General features: G+C 49.5%; 15 protein-coding genes. 10 read left to right on the top strand and 5 right to left on the bottom strand.

Going from position 1 to position 20440, the window contains the following annotated elements; all coding sequences use genetic code 11:
* Positions 1-12 precede the first annotated feature (12 nt).
* From BVG16_RS18100 to BVG16_RS18055, 9 genes are all read left to right on the top strand, one after another.
* Complete coding sequence (locus tag BVG16_RS18100; protein WP_078500291.1) at positions 13-2457, top strand: glycoside hydrolase family 31 protein; 2445 nt, start codon at positions 13-15, stop codon at positions 2455-2457.
* Positions 2458-2558: 101 nt separating this feature from the next.
* A complete protein-coding gene (locus tag BVG16_RS18095) occupies positions 2559-3200 on the top strand; it encodes a pentapeptide repeat-containing protein (RefSeq protein WP_078500289.1) in 642 nt (213 codons plus the stop codon).
* A 193-nt stretch (positions 3201-3393) separates the two neighbouring features.
* The gene (locus BVG16_RS18090) at positions 3394-3975 is read left to right on the top strand and encodes an ArsR/SmtB family transcription factor (RefSeq protein ID WP_078500287.1); all 582 of its coding nucleotides are present in this window, start codon (positions 3394-3396) and stop codon (positions 3973-3975) included.
* Positions 3976-3999: 24 nt separating this feature from the next.
* Positions 4000-5238 (top strand): MFS transporter, encoded by a 1239-nt coding sequence (locus BVG16_RS18085; RefSeq protein WP_078500286.1) that lies wholly within the window; start codon positions 4000-4002, stop codon positions 5236-5238.
* Positions 5239-5318: 80 nt separating this feature from the next.
* Complete coding sequence (locus BVG16_RS18080) at positions 5319-5591, top strand: hypothetical protein (RefSeq protein ID WP_078500284.1); 273 nt, start codon at positions 5319-5321, stop codon at positions 5589-5591.
* 681 nt (positions 5592-6272) lie between these two features.
* Positions 6273-7328 (top strand): DUF4198 domain-containing protein, encoded by a 1056-nt coding sequence (locus tag BVG16_RS18070; protein ID WP_078500280.1) that lies wholly within the window; start codon positions 6273-6275, stop codon positions 7326-7328.
* A gap of 66 nt (positions 7329-7394) precedes the next feature.
* Positions 7395-9314 carry a copper resistance CopC/CopD family protein gene (locus tag BVG16_RS18065; RefSeq protein ID WP_078500278.1) on the top strand — a complete coding sequence of 640 codons (1920 nt, stop codon included), beginning with the start codon at positions 7395-7397 and terminating at the stop codon, positions 9312-9314.
* A 119-nt stretch (positions 9315-9433) separates the two neighbouring features.
* On the top strand, positions 9434-10330 hold the full coding sequence (locus BVG16_RS18060) for a polysaccharide deacetylase family protein (RefSeq protein ID WP_078500276.1): 897 nt from the start codon (positions 9434-9436) through the stop codon (positions 10328-10330).
* Between the two features lie 14 nt (positions 10331-10344).
* A complete protein-coding gene (locus BVG16_RS18055; RefSeq protein ID WP_233147082.1) occupies positions 10345-11646 on the top strand; it encodes an MFS transporter in 1302 nt (433 codons plus the stop codon).
* Here the strand turns inward: BVG16_RS18055 and ilvA are convergent.
* Together ilvA and BVG16_RS18045 are read right to left on the bottom strand one after the other, a co-directional pair.
* Positions 11626-12891, bottom strand: a complete 1266-nt coding sequence (gene ilvA / locus BVG16_RS18050) for a threonine ammonia-lyase IlvA (RefSeq protein ID WP_078500273.1) — start codon at positions 12889-12891, stop codon at positions 11626-11628. The genes BVG16_RS18055 and ilvA overlap by 21 nt on opposite strands.
* Positions 12892-12985: 94 nt before the next feature.
* The gene (locus BVG16_RS18045) at positions 12986-14197 is read right to left on the bottom strand and encodes an MFS transporter (protein ID WP_078500271.1); all 1212 of its coding nucleotides are present in this window, start codon (positions 14195-14197) and stop codon (positions 12986-12988) included.
* A 201-nt stretch (positions 14198-14398) separates the two neighbouring features.
* Here BVG16_RS18045 and BVG16_RS18040 point away from each other — a divergent pair, with 201 nt between their 5' ends.
* Complete coding sequence (locus tag BVG16_RS18040; RefSeq protein WP_078500270.1) at positions 14399-15199, top strand: M15 family metallopeptidase; 801 nt, start codon at positions 14399-14401, stop codon at positions 15197-15199.
* 227 nt (positions 15200-15426) lie between these two features.
* On the opposite strand, the gene BVG16_RS18035 is transcribed toward BVG16_RS18040, so the two are convergent.
* From BVG16_RS18035 to BVG16_RS18025, 3 genes are all read right to left on the bottom strand, one after another.
* Entirely contained in the window at positions 15427-16194 is a 768-nt protein-coding gene (locus BVG16_RS18035; protein WP_078500269.1) for a GTP pyrophosphokinase, read from the bottom strand.
* Between the two features lie 77 nt (positions 16195-16271).
* The gene (locus tag BVG16_RS18030) at positions 16272-18740 is read right to left on the bottom strand and encodes a UvrD-helicase domain-containing protein (protein WP_078500268.1); all 2469 of its coding nucleotides are present in this window, start codon (positions 18738-18740) and stop codon (positions 16272-16274) included.
* A gap of 168 nt (positions 18741-18908) precedes the next feature.
* A complete protein-coding gene (locus tag BVG16_RS18025) occupies positions 18909-20339 on the bottom strand; it encodes a VanW family protein (RefSeq protein ID WP_078500267.1) in 1431 nt (476 codons plus the stop codon).
* Between the last annotated feature and the right edge of the window lie 101 nt (positions 20340-20440).

Below are 20440 nucleotides of genomic sequence, written 5' to 3'. Positions count from 1 at the left end.
GAGGGATTGGATATGGAAGGAAGCGCAGCGATACGTCCTGATAAATTCGGAGTAACCGATGTACAAGCATTATGGAAGACGGTAGGTGCATTTATCGGATTACAGCAAGATGGGGATGCTTATATTTGCCGGGGTGAAAAAGCAAACGCAGCCATCGTATTTCTCACGGACGACGTGGTCCGAATCAAATTGTTTCATGGCGATCAAGTAGATCTATCGACGACGGTAGCAGTGCTGCCGCAAGTAGGTTCGGTTCAAGTCATTACGGAAGAGAAGGATGACAGCTTGAGATTTCGCACCTCCGCTGTACAATTGGTGCTAGACAAGAGAACGTTCAGCTTCTCTCTTGAGGATCTAGCAGGCCGCGTGATTACGCGCCAGAATCAAGTAAGCTGGAACCCGCGCGGCGAAATTCAAGCGTCCTATGTGATGCCGGAAGACTCGCATTTCTATGGTCTTGGTGAGAAAACAAGCTTCTTGGATAAACGCGGCGAGCGTTACACGAACTGGAATACCGACGTGTATGCGCCGCATGTGCCCGAAATCGAGGCGCTCTACGAATCCATCCCGCTCTTAATTCATATGCTAGGGGAATACAGCTATGGATTATTCCTCGATAATCCGGGACGGACGGAATTCGATATGCGTACGCATGGAGAGGCATTTACGGTGGGCTGCGGAACAGGAGCTTACGATTTGTATTTTATTAACGGACCTCATTTGAAAGATGTGGTATCTCGATATACCGCGTTAACTGGACGGATCGAGCTTCCGCCGAAATGGGCCATTGGTTATCATCAATCCCGTTACAGCTATATGGATCAACAGGAAGTGCTTGAGCTTGCACGGACGTTCCGAGCGAAGCAAATTCCTTGCGACGTCATTTACCTAGATATTCATTACATGGATGAGTACCGCGTATTTACGTTCGATCCTGTGCGTTTCCCGGATCCGAAAGGCATGATGGAGGAACTGAAGTCGATGGGCATTCGCATTATTCCGATTGTCGACCCCGGTGTGAAGAAGGATGCGAAATATAGCGTGTATCAAGAAGGTGTTCGCGAGAACCACTTTGTCCGGAAGCTGGAAGGAGATATTTTCTTCGGTGAAGTATGGCCTGGGATTAGTGCATTTCCTGATTTTACGGAAGATCGCACATCTGCGTGGTGGGGCGGACTTCATCGTTACTATACCGAACTAGGCATCGAGGGCATCTGGAACGATATGAACGAGCCGGCCTTGTTCAATGAGAGCAAGACGATGGATCTGGATGCGATGCACGGGAATAATGGGAAGCCGTTAACACATGAGGAGCTGCACAATTTGTACGGCATGTTGATGTCCAAAGCGACATATGAGGGATTAACCGGTCAATTGGATGGGCATCGTCCATTCGTGCTGACTCGTGCAGGTTATGCAGGGATTCAACGGTATGCTGCTGTATGGACAGGCGACAATCGCAGCTTCTGGGAGCACATGGCACTGGCAATGCCGATGGTCATGAACATGGGCTTGTCGGGTATTCCTTTTGCTGGCCCGGATATCGGCGGATTCGCGCATCATGCTTCTGGTGAATTACTTGCCCGTTGGACACAAATGGGCGCATTCTTCCCTTATTGCCGGAATCACTCTGCGATGGGTACGGTACGTCAGGAGCCATGGTCCTTTGGCGAGAAGACTGAAGAAATTGTACGTGAATACATTGGATTGCGTTACCGGTTCATGCCGCATCTATATAACCTCTTCCAAGTCGCAGCGAAGCAAGGATTGCCGATCCTTCGTCCACTCGTGTTGGAATACCCGACGGATCCGAATGTGAGCAATCTTAGTGACCAGTTCTTGCTTGGGGAGGATCTGTTGATCGCTCCAGTCTACCGCCCGGATACGGACCATCGCGTCGTCTATTTACCGGCAGGTACATGGATCGATTATTGGACGGGCGAAGCGCATGAAGGCGGACGTCATATCCTTGCGCATGCACCGATTGAGATTATGCCGATGTATGTCAGAGCAGGAGGAATTCTTGCAGAAGGTACTTTGAAGCAAAGTGCGGATGACCCAGCTAATGATGCTGTAACGCTCCACATTTACGGGGCTGCTGCTTCAGCAGATTTCAAGGCATCGTATTCCTTGTACGAAGATGACGGTGTCAGCTTTGATTATCGTCAAGGCACATGCTCGGAGTTATCGTTGAACGTTGAAGGGAATGCAGATACCGTTCAATTAAGCTGGAGCTATGATCGTCAAGGGAAGTATCAACCTGCACGTGAACAGCTGCGCTTCACACTCCGTCAGCCGAGCTTCGTGCCGAGCGGCGTGAGTGGTCTCAACCATCGCTCGATCGATGAACTTATGGCTGGAGAAGCTGGCTGGGCGTGGGATGAGGCCTGCCAAGAGCTGCTCATTCAGGTCGCAGACCAAGCGGACGGCGGTAAGGTGAGTATTACCGTTGCATAAGTAAATAACTAGTGGTTTTGAACTGATCTCGGTACGATACCGGGATCAGTTTTTTTGGTATAATGGCTAGATTATCTATTCTACATATCGAGGTGAGTTCTATGGCAAAACAGAAAATCGATGCTCCCCGCGTTCCGCAAGGGCTGCCGGATCTGACGTTGGGAACGTGGCTGGAGTCTCAAGATGTCTATGAGCTGGGCGTAATTAGTGACTGTAAAGTAGCGGATCAAGAAGCCGCGAAATTGGTATTCGATCAAGTGATCTTCCGAAATGTGGTCTTCCAAAATGTGTCTCTCCAGAATATCGAGCTGACCGATATTATCTTTGAAAATTGTGATTTATCTAACGCAGACTTGAGTGATGCCATTATCCATCGAACGGAGTTCCGGAATTGCAAATTGATTGGTACGAATCTGAGCGGGGCGATGCTGCGCAATGTGAAGGTCGATCACTGCTTGGTCGATTATGCGAATTTTCGGTATATCAATATGAAGCAGGTGATACTAGCGGGCAGTTCCTTCGTGAGTGCTGATCTCTATAACACAACCTTGCAGCAGGTATACTTCAACGACTCCATTCTGGAGCAAGCTCAGCTATCCGGTACCAAATTAGCAGGTATCGATTTAAGCGGCTGTCAGTTCTTAACGATTTCTGCCGAAGCAGATGATCTCAAAGGTTGTATTATAGCGCCCGAGCAGGCCCCTGTATTTGCAGCTTTATTCGGACTTATAGTAAAGGACTAAATACGAAGATGATCACATGCATAGAACATGGAGCAACAGCACCGATGGCCGAGGCTAGGGTGCTGTTTTTTGTATTTCTGATTTGTGCAGGCCATCGCATATTGACAATCTGGAGGGTGAGTCGATATACTTTTATTGTTCGATCAGGAAAAGCTGATTGACCTAATTTTATTGATAATTTGAGGTGTTTTCTGTGGATGAAAATATTTACGAAATTACATCTTATGCGCAGGCGAAGGTGATCTCGAACAAGCTGCGGATGAAGATTCTTGCTATTTTTGACGATGAAAAGCCCCGTACCTCCAAGCAGCTCGCGGACGAATTAGGATTGCCTGCTTCGAAGACGCATTATCATGTTCGAGAGCTTGCCAAGGTGGGGCTGCTCGTTCAGACGGAGACGAAAGAAAAAGGCGGCATCATCGAGAAGTACTATTTGCCCATCGCAAAGGGCTTCCGTATTGCGCTCCAAGATGAGCCGCATCGGGAGGAAGGCGAGAAAAGCGGTAAGCATCTGGTTGTGAAATCGTTTTTGTCCGAATATCAGGAGGCGTTCCTTGAAGCCTTGGATGCAGTCGAAGATCGGAAGAAGCAGGGTCTTCCGGTAGAGCAGAAAAATCCGCTGATGCGTTCGAATTCCTTCTATTTGAGCAAAGAAAAGCAAGATCTGTTCTATCAAGAGCTGGAGCAGCTTTTGAATAAATGGGATCAATTAGGGGACCCTGCAGGGGATGATGTGCAGTATGTTCGATTTGTCATGACGGCCTTTGCCAAATAATCCGGAGTAGGGGAGCTGATAGGTATGCTTGATTTTTTAAAACGCAATCCTTTATTTCTCAGGTATTGGATGGGGACATGGTTCTCCGAATTAGGGGATTGGCTGCGGAACATGGCGGTCATGTATATCGTATTGGAGTTGTTCTCGGGCTCGGCGATGGCCTTATCGGCAACCATGTTCGCTGAATATGCACCCATCTTCCTGTTCGGTCCGATTATTGGGGTGATCGCGGATCGATGGCATCGGAAGCGGACGATTGCGGGCGCGAATCTGTTCCGTGCGATCATTATGGGCGTGTTTTTCGTCGCGGTGTGGTTCCAATTATTGTGGCTTATCTTTGCGGCAGCATTCTTGTCGGCGATAGGTACTTTATTCTTTCGTGCACCAGGCAGTTCTTTCATTATGCAGTTCGTGCTGGAAGAGGATCGCAAAACAGCGGCTAGCCTGCGCCAACTATCTTTAAGTGTCATGATCATGATGGGACCCTTGGTGGGTACGTCCATCTATATGTTTATTGGCGGGGCATGGACCTTCGCGATTACCACTTTGTTGTTCGTTGTGAGCGCTTGGTTGATCTACACCGTTAAGGTCATCGAATCCGAGGCCGATGTGAGCATAGAGAAAAAGCAGGGAATGCGTGCGGTCTGGGAGGAGCTCAAACAGGGGCTGCAATACTCCTTCCAACATCCGATCGTCCGCCCCATCCTGTTCGGTGCTGTTTTCGTCGGATTCGGAGGCGGTGTGATCCAAGTGCTAGAGGTATTCATCGTAACAGACTTCTTAGGGTTGCCGAAGACGATGGTGGCTGTACTCGCCTCTGCGCAAGGGGTAGGTATGTTGTGCAGCACGTTCCTCGTGCAGAAGCTGAAGATACGAACAGACCATTTCGTGTCTTGGGGGATGATGGTCATGGGGCTCGGGCTAAGCGCGATGGTTATTTATCCGCTCTTTATCGTGACGGCCGGCGGGCTGGTTATTTTTAGCCTCGGGCAGATTGCGCTAAATATCGGGATGGCAACTTTAATGCAGACGAAAGTGTCCTACGAATATCAGGGACGCGTCGGTATGACGTTCCAGACCGCCATGATGGGCTTTATGACCTTTGCGCTGCTAACGACAGGGTGGATCTATGAAGTTCTGCCGATTCAAGCACTTGTAGCTGGCGGGGGAATGATCGTGATTTTTGGCGGGTTCCTGTGTTATATGATGTTCCGTCGCGTATCGCCAACCTTACTGGGGAGCGGAATGAAAGTGGAAGCGTAAGGTCTTGAGGACGAAACACGATAAAAACCTTAATTGGAAATAAAGGGAAAATGGGTTATCCTTACATAGGAGGTGGCAACATGTTTCCCTGGGTTTATCTGTTCATTGTCATGTTATTCATTTCTTTTTACGCAGTTATTGCGATAGGAATCATCTTGCTTATCTACAAGCGCTCCAAAGAGCCCGAGCGTCGCAGTGCTCAGTTCTTAGCGTTGGTTCTCCTTCTGGCTCTTATCGTATATTTGGGTAACTGGATATCTACCGGTGGGGGTAAGATGAATACCATGATATTGCTCATGATTACGATCTTGATTATGGTATGTGTAAGACATTTGAAGACGAAAAGAAAATGATTCGGCACGAGATCCTACCACGTCATGGCTGGCACTTCAAAGGTGTTCGTTTTTTTGCATGGAAAATGCTGCAACCTCTCCGCCCTGAATTTCGTAAAAGATAATATGCAGCGGTAAGTATGAAACGAAGTCAGGTGATTCCGTGAAACAAAAGATCAAAAGAGGTGTCATTCAAATTTTCGTCTTTCTGGCTACGCTCAGAATTTTATTTTTGGTTCTGAACTGGGTTTTTGACGATGTCATCACGATAGGCCCCATTCTACAGATTACACAAATGGTATGCTCGGTCATGATTTTGTTGATCTCTTTGATTGTCACGAGCCTGCTAACCCGTGGATCGAAATCGATGCATTGAGTGAGGACGAAGGAAAGACAAACCTGCAGTGACATTTTTACTAGGCAATGGCACATTGTTCCGGTAATCTCATAACAAGAGCTATTCAGATTTCTATAATTCTGGGTGGCTCTTTTTTACTTGTAACCAAGGGCAATGCATTACGACCATTAGACGAAGAGCCTTACTCTTTCTTAGAAAGGGGTAGGCTCTTTTTGCGTGCAACTTGTCACAAGTTATTAACAATAATAGCCCGATTGGGTGATATTCGTCACAACTAGATCGATGTACGCTTGAATTAACACCTGTAATACATAAGTTCATTTCGAAATATGGGGGAATTCTAGTTGAAAAAGAAATTCGCAGCTTTAGCCATGTCGACCTTATTACTAGCCGCATTTGCAGTACCTGCATCAGCCCATGACGGTTGGTCACAGACGAATTCGCCTGTCGTCGCATCCGGGGAAGTTAGTTATGTGGACCTGATGTTAGGGAACCATTCCAACGAGCACGCAAGTTACCGGATTGCAGGAAAGTGGAGTACAGACACAACAAAAGTATATGTTACGACACCAGCTGGGAAGAAAGCGGACATTACATCCACGATTTTCTATACCGGTGAGGAAAAAGAAGACGCAAACGCAGGAATTAACAATGAGTTCGTAACCAAGTTCTCCTCGTCTGCACCAGGTGCCTATATTATTTCGGCAGAAGGGGATAGTATCTTCAAAAGCGCGGATGTTTCCAGCCGTACGCTGCGCAGTGCGAAATCGTTCGTCGCCATTGCGGATATTCCTTTGGCACAACGCGTGCAGAATTTAAAGGGGTTCAGCGCGCATGTGACGACGGATCGTGCCGAGCTAGTACCTCAATTCAATCCAGCCGCAATCACGCCGGACAAGCAAGTGCAAATTCAGTTATTATTAAAAGACAAACCTCTAGCCGATACGGAAGTGTCCGTTATTCGCCGCAGTACGTCCGAAGCGCAGAAGCTTAAGACCGACAGCAACGGGATGATTACGTTCCAGACTGGCGCAGCGGATTATTATTTGGTCCGGGCCAAACCATCGACCGATGAAAAAGTAGCAGGCCAATACGACAGCGTAAGTTATGAAGCGACGATGACGTTTATCGTGCAGAATGGAACGACGACGGTTTCAGGCAAAGCGAGCGGCGCTCCAACGGTTTATGTGAACGGTAAATCGGTTGACGCGAAAGGAATCACGGTGAATAATGGCGTTACCATGGTCGACGCTTCGTTCATTCGCGATCATGTTCAAGCCGATTTCGAAGGTACGGGACTTGTTGCCCTTCGTGCGTCAGCTGAGAAAGCAGAGGCACATGTGGAAGTTCTCAATGCTGTGGGTGAATTACGCGCGGCGGTACTTATATACACAAAATAAAAAATGCAGGAAGAGTCGTCGGGAAGATATGGCGGCTCTTTCCGCCATTTTTGAGGTGATAGCTAGATGACTAAAAAAATAAACTTTTGTTGGATGATCGGATTAATATTTGCGGTGTTGGCATTCCCGAATTTGATGTTCGCCCATGCCCAAATACAGCGTTCTACGCCAGCAGCGGAATCCGAATTAACGAACGCGCCGGCTTCGATCCAGATTACCTATACGGAGGGGATTAATGGAGACTTAAGCAATGCGAGTCTATCGACAGATGCCGGGGCAGCGGTAGCCGTGAAGCTATCGACGGACGGGGATAAGACCCTCGTCATCACGCCCAAAGCCGCGCTGAAGGATGGAATCTACAAAGTCAAATGGCAGGTTCTATCGGTGGATACCCATGTCACTGAGGGGTCCTTCCGATTCGCGGTAGGCGAGAAGCTGGAAGCGGTTCGTCCGCATGAGACGATCTCTCTCGACGGAGATGCGGGTTCTTCTGCGGTAGGAACGCCAGGGGCTGCATCGACATCCACGGGGACTGCGATACCGAAGGAAGGAGGCAAGAGAACGACAGCCAACTCCAATCAGGGGTCCTCGAAAACATCAAGTACCCCTTCTTCTTCGAGTTTCAACTCGAAGAAGGGGAATACTGCAGAGTCCAAGGAGTCCACCTCCGCGGCGGGAGGGAAGGAAGGAGTGAAGACGGATAAGAATACTTCGTCCGTCCCATCCCCTGCAAGCGCCGTCGATTCGTCGTCATTTACACCCAAAAGCAGTACTCCAATATCCACAACGAAGGATGCGTTGACGGCCCCGAAAAGCGTATCGGAGCGTGCAAATGCGACATCTGGTCTCGAGGGTGGGGATCAGAAGGATGGCGGGAAGGACAAGGATAAGACACGGCCAACCATGAAATCCGTTGCCGTTGCAACCTCATCTTCTGTTGCGGGGAAATCTACTTCTTCCGCGACAAAAATGGACCATGACATGAGCGGAATGGATATGGGTGACATGGACAAGGATCATATGGATCATATGCATCATGCGATGGGTTCCACGGGCCAAGCGATCGATTGGAACAAGTTCTTGCGTGTCATTGAAGTATTGCTGGTATCGGTCATAGGCGGACTGTGGTATTTTCGTTCTTTCCTGTGGGACCGTTCCTTGGGGCATCCTGTCTTACATCGCGTATTCGCGGTGGGAACAGATCGCGTCGTTTACCTTGCGGGATGTATCGTCCTAGTGTTAACGGGACTGGGGCATCTATTGCAAATCGGCATTCAATTGAATGCAAGTCAAAGCTTGGATGCTGCAGCATGGCATAACGCAGGGGTCTTGCTGCGTTCTACGGTGATTGGGACCGTAGCATGGGTACGTCCAATCCTGCTTCTTGTTCTATTCTGTATTACCTTCTTGAACGAGCGGTCTACAGGGTTGCGGCTAGGGCTGCAAGCAGCCATCTTATCCGGTCTTGCCCTCACCTTTGCATTCACAGGGCATTCATGGGCCACGGAGTCCATGCGTACGTTATCCATGCTGACGGACGTCCTGCATCTGGTCATGGCAGCCGTATGGCTGGGGGGACTTGCGGGCTTAAGTCTGGTTGCCTGGCGTTTACCGCAAGATTCAAGCAAGATCACGTCGGTTCAGCAGCTTCTACGGCGATTCTCGAATCTAGCCTTGCCGCTCGTAATAGCTGTGACCGTTACGGGACTTCTTCTCGCGATCCTGCGGATAGGATCATGGCAAGCCTTATTCCAGTCCGGTTACGGACAGACGCTCTTATGGAAAATAGGATTCTTCCTGCTTGCACTGGTATTGGCCGGCGTACAACGCCAAGTGGTCTTGCCGTACTTACAGCGTCAGCAGGATAAACCAGAAGCAAACATGCTCCGCGTATGGCAATGGAGTATACGATTGGAGTTGGCTATGGCCATCCTGGTATTTATTATCGCGGGGATCTTATCGACCACAGCACCACCAGCGCTATAAAAGACGTATTTCACAGCACCTCCGTGTTCAGGAGGTGCTGTTTCAGTTCAATTGGACGCATATTCTGGTCATGTTGTCTCATAAATTGAGCGTAGAGAGAGGAAGGAGGTTCGTCGAACATGTTAGCTGAGAAATTAGGGTATACCGCAGAAGATAAGTTATTAATCGTGAATGCTGATGATTTTGGCATGTGCCAGTCCGCGAATGCCGCCATTGAGAAGTTGCTGCTTGAAGGAGCTATTTCATCTGCAACCGTAATGGTGCCTTGCCCTTGGGCGAAGCAGGCGGCTGCATTCAGTCAAGCGAACCCGCAGTTGGATATCGGGATTCATCTCACGTTTACAAGTGAATGGGAGGGGTATAAGTGGGGAGCGGTTTCCCGGCAGCATCCCGTACCGTCATTGCTCGTGGGAGGGCTTTATTTTCCAGAGGATTGCAAGACGTTCGAAGTGCAGGCAGATCCGGAAGATGTACGCAAGGAAGTGTACGCTCAGATTGAGCAGGGCATTGCGCTAGGCATTACTCCCACGCATATCGATGTCCATATGGGGAGCCTGTATGGGCTGGCGACAGGTCGAGATTTCCTGGAGATTGTCATTGAAGCCTGCGCAAGATATCGCCTGCCGCTTCGCTTGCCAAGACGGATTGAAGAGGATGTCTACCCATCGGAAATCGTGCAAATGGCGAAAGCCCGGATCCAATTAGCCGATGAGTTGGGCGTATTCATGATCGATGATCTCGTCTCCTTGCCGTACGCTTATCTTGAAGGGGATACCTACATGAATGTCCGATTGCAAATGGCAGACATCCTGCGGAACCTTCGTCCAGGCGTATCCGAGATGATCATTCATCCAGCTTACGTCACCGATGAGCTCCAAGGCATTATGCCTCATGCCCAGAAACGCGGCATGGAAGCGAAGTTGTTCCGTGACGAGAAGATCAAGCAAGTGCTCGCACAGGAACATATTCATAGGATCACATGGAGGGACTTAATGATAGCCCAACGACAAAGCTAAAGGAGTGGTGTCTTGTGGCCAAACGTACGTTATCCCTATGGCAAACCCTGGCTTATAGCAGCGGCAATTTCCCCGTCAATCTGATCTCACAGATGTTCGCCACATATGCGGTTTTCTTCTATGTTGACCATCTCGGTGTACGACCTGGACTGATTAGCCTAGCGATGGTCTTCCATGGCATTGTAAGTGCTGTAACGAATCCGATTGTCGGGCATATATCGGATCGGACGAAATCCAGATGGGGTCGCCGTAAGCCATATATGATCGCGGCTATGCTTCCTGCGCTTATTGCCTTTACGCTGATCTGGATGCCGTTCGTTGAAGGAGAGAGCTTGTTCTGGTACTTTCTGATCACCGTGCTGCTCTACGATATTGCCGCAGTCGTGTTGATCCTGAACTGGACGGCCTTGTTCCCAGAGATGTTCATGACGCTGAAGGAACGGGCGACCGCTTCCTTCTGGCGGCAATTATTCGGGATTATCGGGATGATTGTAGGTGTCGCGATTCCTCCATTGCTCTATACTTCTGTGGGGTGGGCCAGCATGGGAATATCTTTCGGCGTGTTATCCATCGTCTTCTTCGTCATTGCTTGGTCGGGATCGGAAGAACGAGCAGAAGTCAACGGGGTGAAGTTCAACGTCACGCAAGCCATTCGGCATACCTTTGCCAATCAAGCCTTCGTTCGTTATGTGCTCGGCAGCTTCTGCGTGCAGTTCTGCTTCGCACTACTCCCAGCGGCCATCCCATTCTTCACGAAATATGTGCTGCGGGAAGCAGAGACGTTCAATACGGTCCTGCTCGGCACCATATTTATCATTGCGATCGTATTCATCTATCCGTGGAGCCGCGGGATTGCCAGATGGGGGACGCGTAACATTGCTTTATGGACGACAGGATTACTGGGAGCCGCATTGGTACCTTTCATGTGGGTCGGGCATTTGCCGGGGGCGATTGCAACGGTCGTTGCGCTCGGTGCCGTGTTAGCGGGGCTGATGGTGTTATTAGATGTGATGCTTGCCGAAGTCATCGATGAGGATGAACGTCGAACCGGAGAACGTCGGGAAGGGATGTATTACGGGATGAATGGGTTTATCGTGCGATGGGGCGTATCCCTTCAAGCGGTGGTGATGGGCGTGGTATTGGAACGGAGCGGGTATATGGCGGATGGGGCGAATCAGCCGGAGAGCGTAGAAGCGGGTATTCGCTGGATGTTAAGCGGCATTCCGATTCTAGCGCTTCTCATAGGACTGATTTTCTTTTATATCTATCCGTTGCGGAATAAGAACATTAATTCATCAAATCAACAAATTAAATAAGACCGGATCGTTGTTGACTTCGTTATAGCTGATCCCGCGTTTGGTCATTCGAGCGATTAACCCGTCATAATCTTCACGGTGTTTCAGCTCAATTCCCACGAGGGCAGGACCATTGTTCTTATCGTTCTTCTTCGTGTATTCGAAGCGCGTAATATCGTCGTTCGGCCCCAGCACCTCGTCAAGGAACTCGCGCAAAGCGCCGGCACGCTGCGGGAAATTGACGACAAAATAATGCTTCAATCCTTCAAAGATCAAGGAGCGCTCTTTTATTTCCTGCATACGGTCGATGTCATTGTTCCCGCCGCTAATGACGCAGACGACCGTCTTACCGCGAATTTGTTCCTGGTAATAATCCAACGCAGCAATAGGGAGTGCTCCAGCCGGTTCAACCACAATCGCATTTTCGTTATACAGATCCAGAATGGCTGTACAAGCCTTGCCTTCAGGAACGAGCACGATATCGTCCAGCAAATCCTTACACAAGCTGAAGGTCAAGTCCCCGACACGTTTTACGGCAGCGCCGTCTACGAATTTATCGATGTTCGTCAGCGGCACCACTTCATTGCGGTCGATGGATTCACGCATCGATGCCGCTCCAAGCGGTTCCACCCCGATGATATGCGTAGCCGGGCTAACGGCTTTGACATATGTCCCAACCCCCGCGGCTAACCCGCCACCGCCAATCGTTACGAATAAATAATCTGCAGGCGTATCGAGCTTCTCGAAAATTTCCATGCCGACGGTTCCGTTCCCCGCAATAATCTTCGGATCATCGAACGGATGAACAAAGCGCATGCCTTGCTCACGGCATGTCTTCATCGCGGCTTCATAAGCATCATCATAAGTATCACCTGTAAGGATGACTTCGACATAGTCGCCGCCAAATCGGTTGACTTGGGTGATCTTCTGGCGAGGGGTTGTACTCGGCATGAAGATTTTGCCCTTAATTTGAAGGGCGTTACAGGAGAAAGCGACGCCCTGTGCATGGTTTCCTGCGCTCGCACAAACAATACCTTGGGCAAGCTCGGATTCGGACAAGCTGCGAATCAGATTATAGGCGCCGCGAATTTTAAAGGACCGGACAATCTGAAGATCTTCACGTTTGATATAGACGTTGCAATCATATTTCTCCGATAATTTCACGTCATGCTGGAGCGGCGTTCGTGAAATAACATTTTTCAACATGTGGTGTGCCAAGATGATATCTTCCATCGATACCGGTTTGGCGATTGAATCGTTCTGCATCGTGAAGCCCTTCTTTCTTTAATGTCTAAGCGAGTAATTCTATACGTTTATTGTAAAGTGCGGACGACAGCTTTTCCAGTAACTTTCGATGGTCTCATGTGGAAGGATGTAACTTCTTATCGGATGGCAAGAACACGGTTAATAATCCGAGCAAGGGCAAGTAGGAAGTAATCTGCATAATGAAAGGAATGCCGGTCGAATCTGCAAGGTTCCCGAGAAAGGCCGTTCCGATGCCGCCTAGTCCGAAGGAAATCCCAAAAAAGATCCCGGAGACAAGGCCTACTTTGCCTGGTAGCAATTCATGGGCATAGACAACGATAATCGAGAAGGCTGAGGAAAGGATGAGTCCGACAATGACGAGCAGCGCAATCGATACCGCAAAATTCGCATACGGCAATGCGATAGAGAAAGGCGCTGTACCTAGAATCGAGAACCAGATAATATTCCGTCGCCCAAAACGGTCGGCTAACGCGCCGCCGATTAAAAGCCCTACAACATTGGAAATCAAAAATACGAATAACACAATCTGTGCCGTACTTAACGTGACGTGAAAGTGATCCATCAAATAGAACGAATAATAATTCGAAATCGCGGCTTGGTAGACATTCTTCGAGAACAATAGAAGCATTAGGATGAAGATGGCAAATGCCGTCGCATTCCGGGCCAAGGGATTCGCCTTCTGAACTTTAGGCGCTTTTTGGCGATCCATTTTCACATGCTGCAGGAATCGGGCGTACCATCTCGCCACGAAAAACTGAACGAATATGGCGAGGATTGCGACAAATGAGAACCAAATCGCTCCTCGTTGCCCCAGTCGAATGAAGACAAGGATCGTCATCAGCGGAGCCAGCGCTTGACCGATGTTGCCGCCAAATTGGAAGATGGATTGCGCTAATCCTTTACGCGTTCCGGCAGCCAAGTAAGCTACGCGAGACGATTCGGGATGGAAGATGGCGGATCCAATACCTATGAGTACGACCGCAAGCATGACCATAAGGAAATGATTCGCGTAAGCTACACTAACGATACCAGCCAACGTAAAAAATACGCCGATCGGAAGCAGGTAAGGCAGTGGCTTGCGGTCGGTATAGAGCCCAATCAAGGGCTGTAAGATGGAGGCGGTTCCGCTCAGCGCAAATCCGATTAAGCCGATTTGGGTGTAAGAAAGATGTAAAGATGATTTCAGAATGGGATAGATCGACGGGATGACCGCTTGTACGGTGTCGTTCAATAAATGTACGAAACACACCGCGAAGATGACCGAAAACACGGTCTGGCTGGCATAATTCACTTTGGGCTCTGACATGAGTCGGCTTTGGCTCCTTTTCTAGTCTTATGACATGTTTTTCCTGATTTTTGGTAATAGTCAGTATTGTAGGCGCGTTGCCGAGCGCTGTCAACGAATGATTCTATTTGGAACTGGAATGAAGCTTCAGATTGCCCTTCTTTTGCGACTATACTATACTTAATTCTACAAGGATCAGGTCACATGGTAAGGGAGAATCGGATGAAAAACGTCAAGAAACGTTATGTATTGTCACTTGCGATCATATTAATGATAAGTTTGTCGGCATGTAAAGGAAACGATATTGTGGGCACGGTGCAAGCGGACTCGGATACCAATGCAGAGCAGGGAGCAGGGGAAAAGGAACAGGCGACCATTGCCCAGCAATATGCGTTAAGCAAGACCATTCAACAGGATGGCGATAAAGAGGTGGTCACAAATCAGGATTCGGTTGCGGTGGTTGTGAACAAGCAGCGTGCGCTGCCGGATGGATATGAACCGTCTGATTTAGTGGAACCGAACGTGAAGTTCTCGTTCAACGAGAAGGTTGAGAAGCGTTTGATGCGCAAAGAAGCGGCAGAAGCATTGGAGAGTTTGTTCGCAGGCGCGAAGGATGATGGATATGACTTGTTCGCGGTGTCAGGTTACCGCTCATATAAACGCCAAGTTACTGTGTTCAATAGCAGCGTACAGCGCAACGGCAGAGAACATGCGGAGAAATTCAGCGCAGAACCAGGGAAAAGCGAACATCAGACAGGACTAGCGATGGACGTATCGAGTCAAAGCGCAAACTTTGGCTTAGAACAATCCTTCAGTCAGACAGACGAAGGGAAATGGCTCGCGGAGCATGCGGCGGATTATGGTTTTGTGATCCGATATCTGGAAGGGAAAGAGGATATTACTGGATATCTCTATGAGCCTTGGCATGTGCGTTATGTTGGAATCGAGACCGCGAAGGATATTGCGAGTCAAGGCGTAACGTTAGAAGAATACTTCGATGATACAGGTACGATTAAAGCATAAGCTAAGAAAGAAACGGCTCGAACGTTATTCTCTTTTGGAGAAGCGTTCGAGCCGTTGTTGCGTGTATAGGGTTTTGAACTAGCTGTTGCCTTGACCGCCGTTCTTGCGATCTTTCGTGCGGGTCGTTGTGTTCTTGCGTGCATGTCCTTGTTGTTTCGCCATGGAGATTCTCCCCCCTCTCTATAGGGTTAGTATGGAGAACCTCCACATTTCTATGCTATATTCCCTTACGACATATCTAGGAAAAGATCCCGCATCGTTAAGGGCTTATCTTCTTCTTTGTCTGTTGCAGCTGCGGCACTTGCTTCCGTCAGCGCAGGAACATCGTAGGATTGAACTTCTTTTCGCAAGGCGTACATTTTCTTATCCAGATCATCTGCGGCCAATGCTACGCGAGTTAATTCCTGAATGACATGCGGCGGCACTTCTTTATCGTATTTGTAATAGATAATATGCTCCATGCTCGCCCAGAAATCCATCGCCAGCGTGCGAAGCTGGATCTCGACAGAAATCCAGACGGTGTCTTCGTATAGGATCAGCGGCACCTGTACGATTACATGGAGGCTTTGGTAGCCGTTGGGCTTCGGATTCGCGATATAGTCTTTGATCTCGATAATCCGCAAATCATGGCGTGTCTTCAAATGCTCCAGAATCATATAGATGTCATTGACGAAGGCGCACACGATGCGCATGCCCGCAATATCGTAAATCTTGGTGATCGCGTTCTCGATGGATACGTCAAAGCCTTTGCGTTCCAATTTGTTGATGACGCTGTTCATTTCTTTGATCCGGGTTTTTGTATGTTCTATCGGACAATAGCCGTCGCGCATTTTCCATTCCGCTTCAATGACTTTCATCTTGGTATCGAGCTCTTGCAACGCAAGCTGATATAGCGTCGGAACCTGGTTCCATTGCTCGATCTTGCAGAGGAGGTGCTGCATGTTGCTGCAGCTTGCTAGTGCTTGGTTGTCTGAACGGGTGGGTAATAATGCCATCAGATGATGCTCCTTTCGCGTTCATACTCATCCTAAGTGTACTAGAAATTGCAGACGACTTCCACTTGGGCTGCATGCTAATCCCTGGCAGGTACGCTCCGTTCCCCGCGTTCCATCGGTTTGCCGCACAGCGGGCACGCCTTGCTCGCCGCGCTGTCCGCTGCCTCGCTTGGGCTGATGCGCATCCAAGCGGGGCAGCCCGCGTCCATGCACAGCCATGCATGGACGCGCCGCATCGCCGCACCGCTCGTGGCGGCGATGCGGGCCCCGCCCGCGCGCACAGCAATGGCGCGCGCGGGCGGGGCGGTTCGGCGCTGACGCTGTGCGTCGTCAGCGCCGAACGCGGCGGCAAAAAAGCGGGAGACATCCGCTTTTTTGCCGCGGTAGTGCGCAGGGGAGCTGATGTACAGCTCCTCCTGCGCACGGGTGACAGCGACGTACGCGAGACGTCGCTCCTCTTCGAGCGCGGCGTTCACTTTCGCCGCGCCAGCATCTTCACGGCCCGCGCCAGCAGCGGGCTTGGCTTCCACAGCTACACGACTGCTGCCCGATGTCGACTTCACGCCTGCAGCACCACGTTCACCTTCACTGCTGCGCTTCCGCATCCGGAGACTTCCGGATTTCTTCGGTTCTTGACCAATCTCCTCCATTTGATCCGCTTGCAGGGCTGAACTATGGGGGAGAATGCCTTCCGATGCGCCGATCACATAGACACAAGGGAACTCCAGCCCTTTGGAGCGATGGATGGTCATGAGCGTAATGGCATCGGCATTTTTATCGTGCATCAGTTCGGTCATTTCGGCGTGTTTGGCCGCCATCGTATCGACGAACGTTATGAATTCTTCGACCGTATCGAATCGTTTGGCGGCGGCTTCCAATTCGTCTAACGTTTCAGTCAAGGTCTCTTTATGTTGCGTCCATTTGTGCACATCATGCACTTCGACATATTTTTCATAGAATTGCCGGCGTATTTCTTGAATCGCGTAGATGGGCTTCATCGCCTTTAGCGATTTAATCAGACGAATCCGTTCTTTGATGGAATCCTTCTGATAGCTCTTCAGGTCAGGCCAATCTTGGAGGTGAATCAACGGATATTTTTTAGGTTTTTTCTTATCCTCCCGCAGAATGTACGCTGCTCCGTTTTCTCTTGGTATATATAAACCGGCTACGGCGCTCTCAATGGCCTGCATGTCCCTCGGATTCAGAGCAAGACGCAGATGATCCATGACGGGTTTGACCAGCCATTGATCATAGAAAAAAGATCCGGCACCGTACTGCACGAATGGCATTTCGCTCAGTACAAGCTGTTCGAACATGGCTCGGCTGCTGCTTGCGGTCCGATGCAGTATGGCAATGTCGCGGTAGTTCCAGTGTTCTGAGGTGACTTGTTGTTGGATGTGCCCAGCGATTTGCTCGGCTTCTTCATCTGTGCCGCCTGGCCGAATATATTGCGGCGTGAATTCATCCCCATCCCATGCTTGATGCTGTTCGCCGCTCACTTTCAGCGTCTTGGCTTTGCGCTCCACATTATGGACGATGACAGCATTGCCCAGCCCAACGATGTTGGCATTGGATCGATAGTTAATGTCGAGTGTAATGGTTTTCGTTTCTGGATATTCCAGATGGAAATTCAGAATGAATGTATGTTGTGCCCCGTTAAATGTATAAATCGTCTGATCATCATCACCGACGACCATTAAATTGCGATTTCCCGCCACGATCATGCGTAAAAGTACATATTGCAGATGGTTGGTATCTTGAAATTCATCTGCCATGACATAGTGGAACCTACGCTGCAGCGAGAGCAGGAGTGACTTGTTGCTTTGAAGCAGCTCATGGGCAAACACAAGGACATCATCAAAATCCATCTGATGCGTCTCTTTTTTCCATGCTTCATAACGCAGCATCGCTGCTTTCACATCACGCTCTTCGAAAGTATCCTCGGGGAGCTCGTCCAATGAGACGCATTTCATTTTATAGGAAGATAACAGCGCGAGCACCGTCTCGGGCTCGAAGGAGGCCTGTAATCCAAGCTCCCTTAGGATGCGTTTCATCATGATCTGCTGAATGCGCGACTCGCTTAACAAACGCTGCGTATACCCATGATGCTTCAAAATCATGAGAAAGAAGGCATGGAACGTTCGGGCTTGTACCTCACCAGCGGTACGCGGCGTCAGACCTGGGAGTCGCGCAATCCGGGATTTCATTTCCGCAGCGGCTTTACTCGTAAAAGTCACGAGCAGGATATTGCGCGGCGCCACTTTCCGTACGGTAATCAAATACCCCGTGCGGCTGACAAGCACGGAGGTTTTCCCAGAGCCGGCACCTGCAATGGTTAATAGCGGTCCATCCCCGTGACGGACCGCTTCGATTTGTGATTCATTTAACCGGATGCCTTGCCGTTCCAACGATCGGAAGTAAATGGCGTCGGTGGCTTCGCTTCCGACGGTCTCGACACTGGTAATCCCTTTCGTCCACGGTGCGCGGGGGATGGGGGCCTCCGCACGCGCCCCGAAGGGGCGGTCTTTCATGATCAGTTCTTTCATGCTGTATACCCTGCCTTTCTCACCGACAGCACCCTATAATTTGTGTTCATCCGATGATTATGTGAATTATAGAAGTGCTCGAAAACACGGACTTCATTATAACCCGAAGGAGGAAGTCTGGACTACCCTTTTTCGTGCGTGTCCATCATGTGGCAGCTAAAGAATGGATTATTGAACGACACCGTCTTCTAGAATCAGCTCCTCCGAATGATCTTTCTTGGTGTTATTCTGCGGTGCAAGCTCATCCGTGTTGTTGACGGCAACGAGCATAGGTTGAGGCTGGTATGTATCCCGGGAGATACGTTTCTTGTCGATGACCTGACCGTCCTTGGATTTAATTTGATACGTCTCAACGATGAAGCCTTGCTTGCCGTTGGACAAAACTTCTTGTGAGCCTGCAGGGAGACTATTGTTGATGACGTATTTGACGGCCGGTTCCAGCACTTTCACGGTATTGGACTCGATATCGTAGCGAATGTTCTTCTCCATCGTACCGAATAATTTAACGGTTAATTTCCGCTCTGCGACTTCTGTACGGATTAAGAGTGATTTCCCCGTTGTATTCTGAAAACGGAAATTGATATTCCCCTCTGAGAAGGTTGCATCCTGCCCGATCGGCAGATAGCTTACAGGCAGCGAGTGGTTGCGCCGCTCGACGATCTTGACGCCTGTTCGAAGAACGGCGTTGTATAAGGTGCTGGATACTTGGCAAATTCCGCCCCCAATGCCGGGGATCAGCTTCCCTTGGAAAATAACCGGCGCTTCGCGGAAGCCGTATTTTTTCTCGGTCTCCGCAATGATCTTGGCGTAATCGAATATATCGCCAGGTTTCAAAAGCGTATTATTCAGCGTATTGGCGGCGGCCGTCACATTGTAGGCGCGTCCTGTCGCGCTTGTCGTGAAGCTGGTGGTGAATTCGATGATTTTGCGATCAATGCCTTCGGCTTGTAACGACTCTAGGGTAATTCGAGCTTTTTTTTCGATCAAGGTGACGTTCATGTTCTGTGCGGCCCTCGGCTCATTCGAAAATTCATGCGGGATCAGCTTCTGGAAGCTTTGCTTCGTACGTTCCCAGTCGATACGATAGGCGGATTGATCCGGGATGTAGCTCACTTCATCCTTCGGACTGATGAGACGAACGGCATTGACGGAGACGCCAAGGTACTGCTTTTCCCAGGAAGCATTGAATTTCTGCTCCAGAGGTTTCGGATCCCACGTTACGTTTAAATCCCATTGCTTCGGCATGTTGTACCGGGTTTTGGCACGCTCCCACAGACTGCCCTCGGAGAGCTTCTTGATATCTTCAAAGAGTCCGGAATCCCGAAACGAGACGCCGAGCTGCTCGAATGTTGTCGACTCGGAAATCGCATGGGGGGCAGGGATATGCAATGTGATTTTCTCCCCTTGTAATTGTTCGACACGCTGCTTCCACTCTTGTTCGACTTGCGCGATGTTCATACCGCCGATGTCCCAATTCGCGATACGTATGCCATCTGGAATTGTTTTCTGCGAAACGTAAGTATAGACCCAACCCCATAAACCCGCACATACAAGCGCAATGAAGGCCACCACGATAAATAACATATGAATCCGTTTCATGTCTTAAGCTCACCTCGAATTTGTCTTTGAACAACTGTCTCTCATGTATATGCCGACAATCTGCGTATAAGCACGAGCTATCCAAATTCGAAAGACAAGCG

The organism is Paenibacillus selenitireducens (genome assembly GCF_002021565.1).
Classification (GTDB): Bacteria; Bacillota; Bacilli; order Paenibacillales; family Paenibacillaceae; genus Paenibacillus_K; species Paenibacillus_K selenitireducens.
The sequence above is the reverse complement of the archived record's forward strand: the minus strand, read 5'-3'. Positions and strand labels throughout refer to the sequence as shown.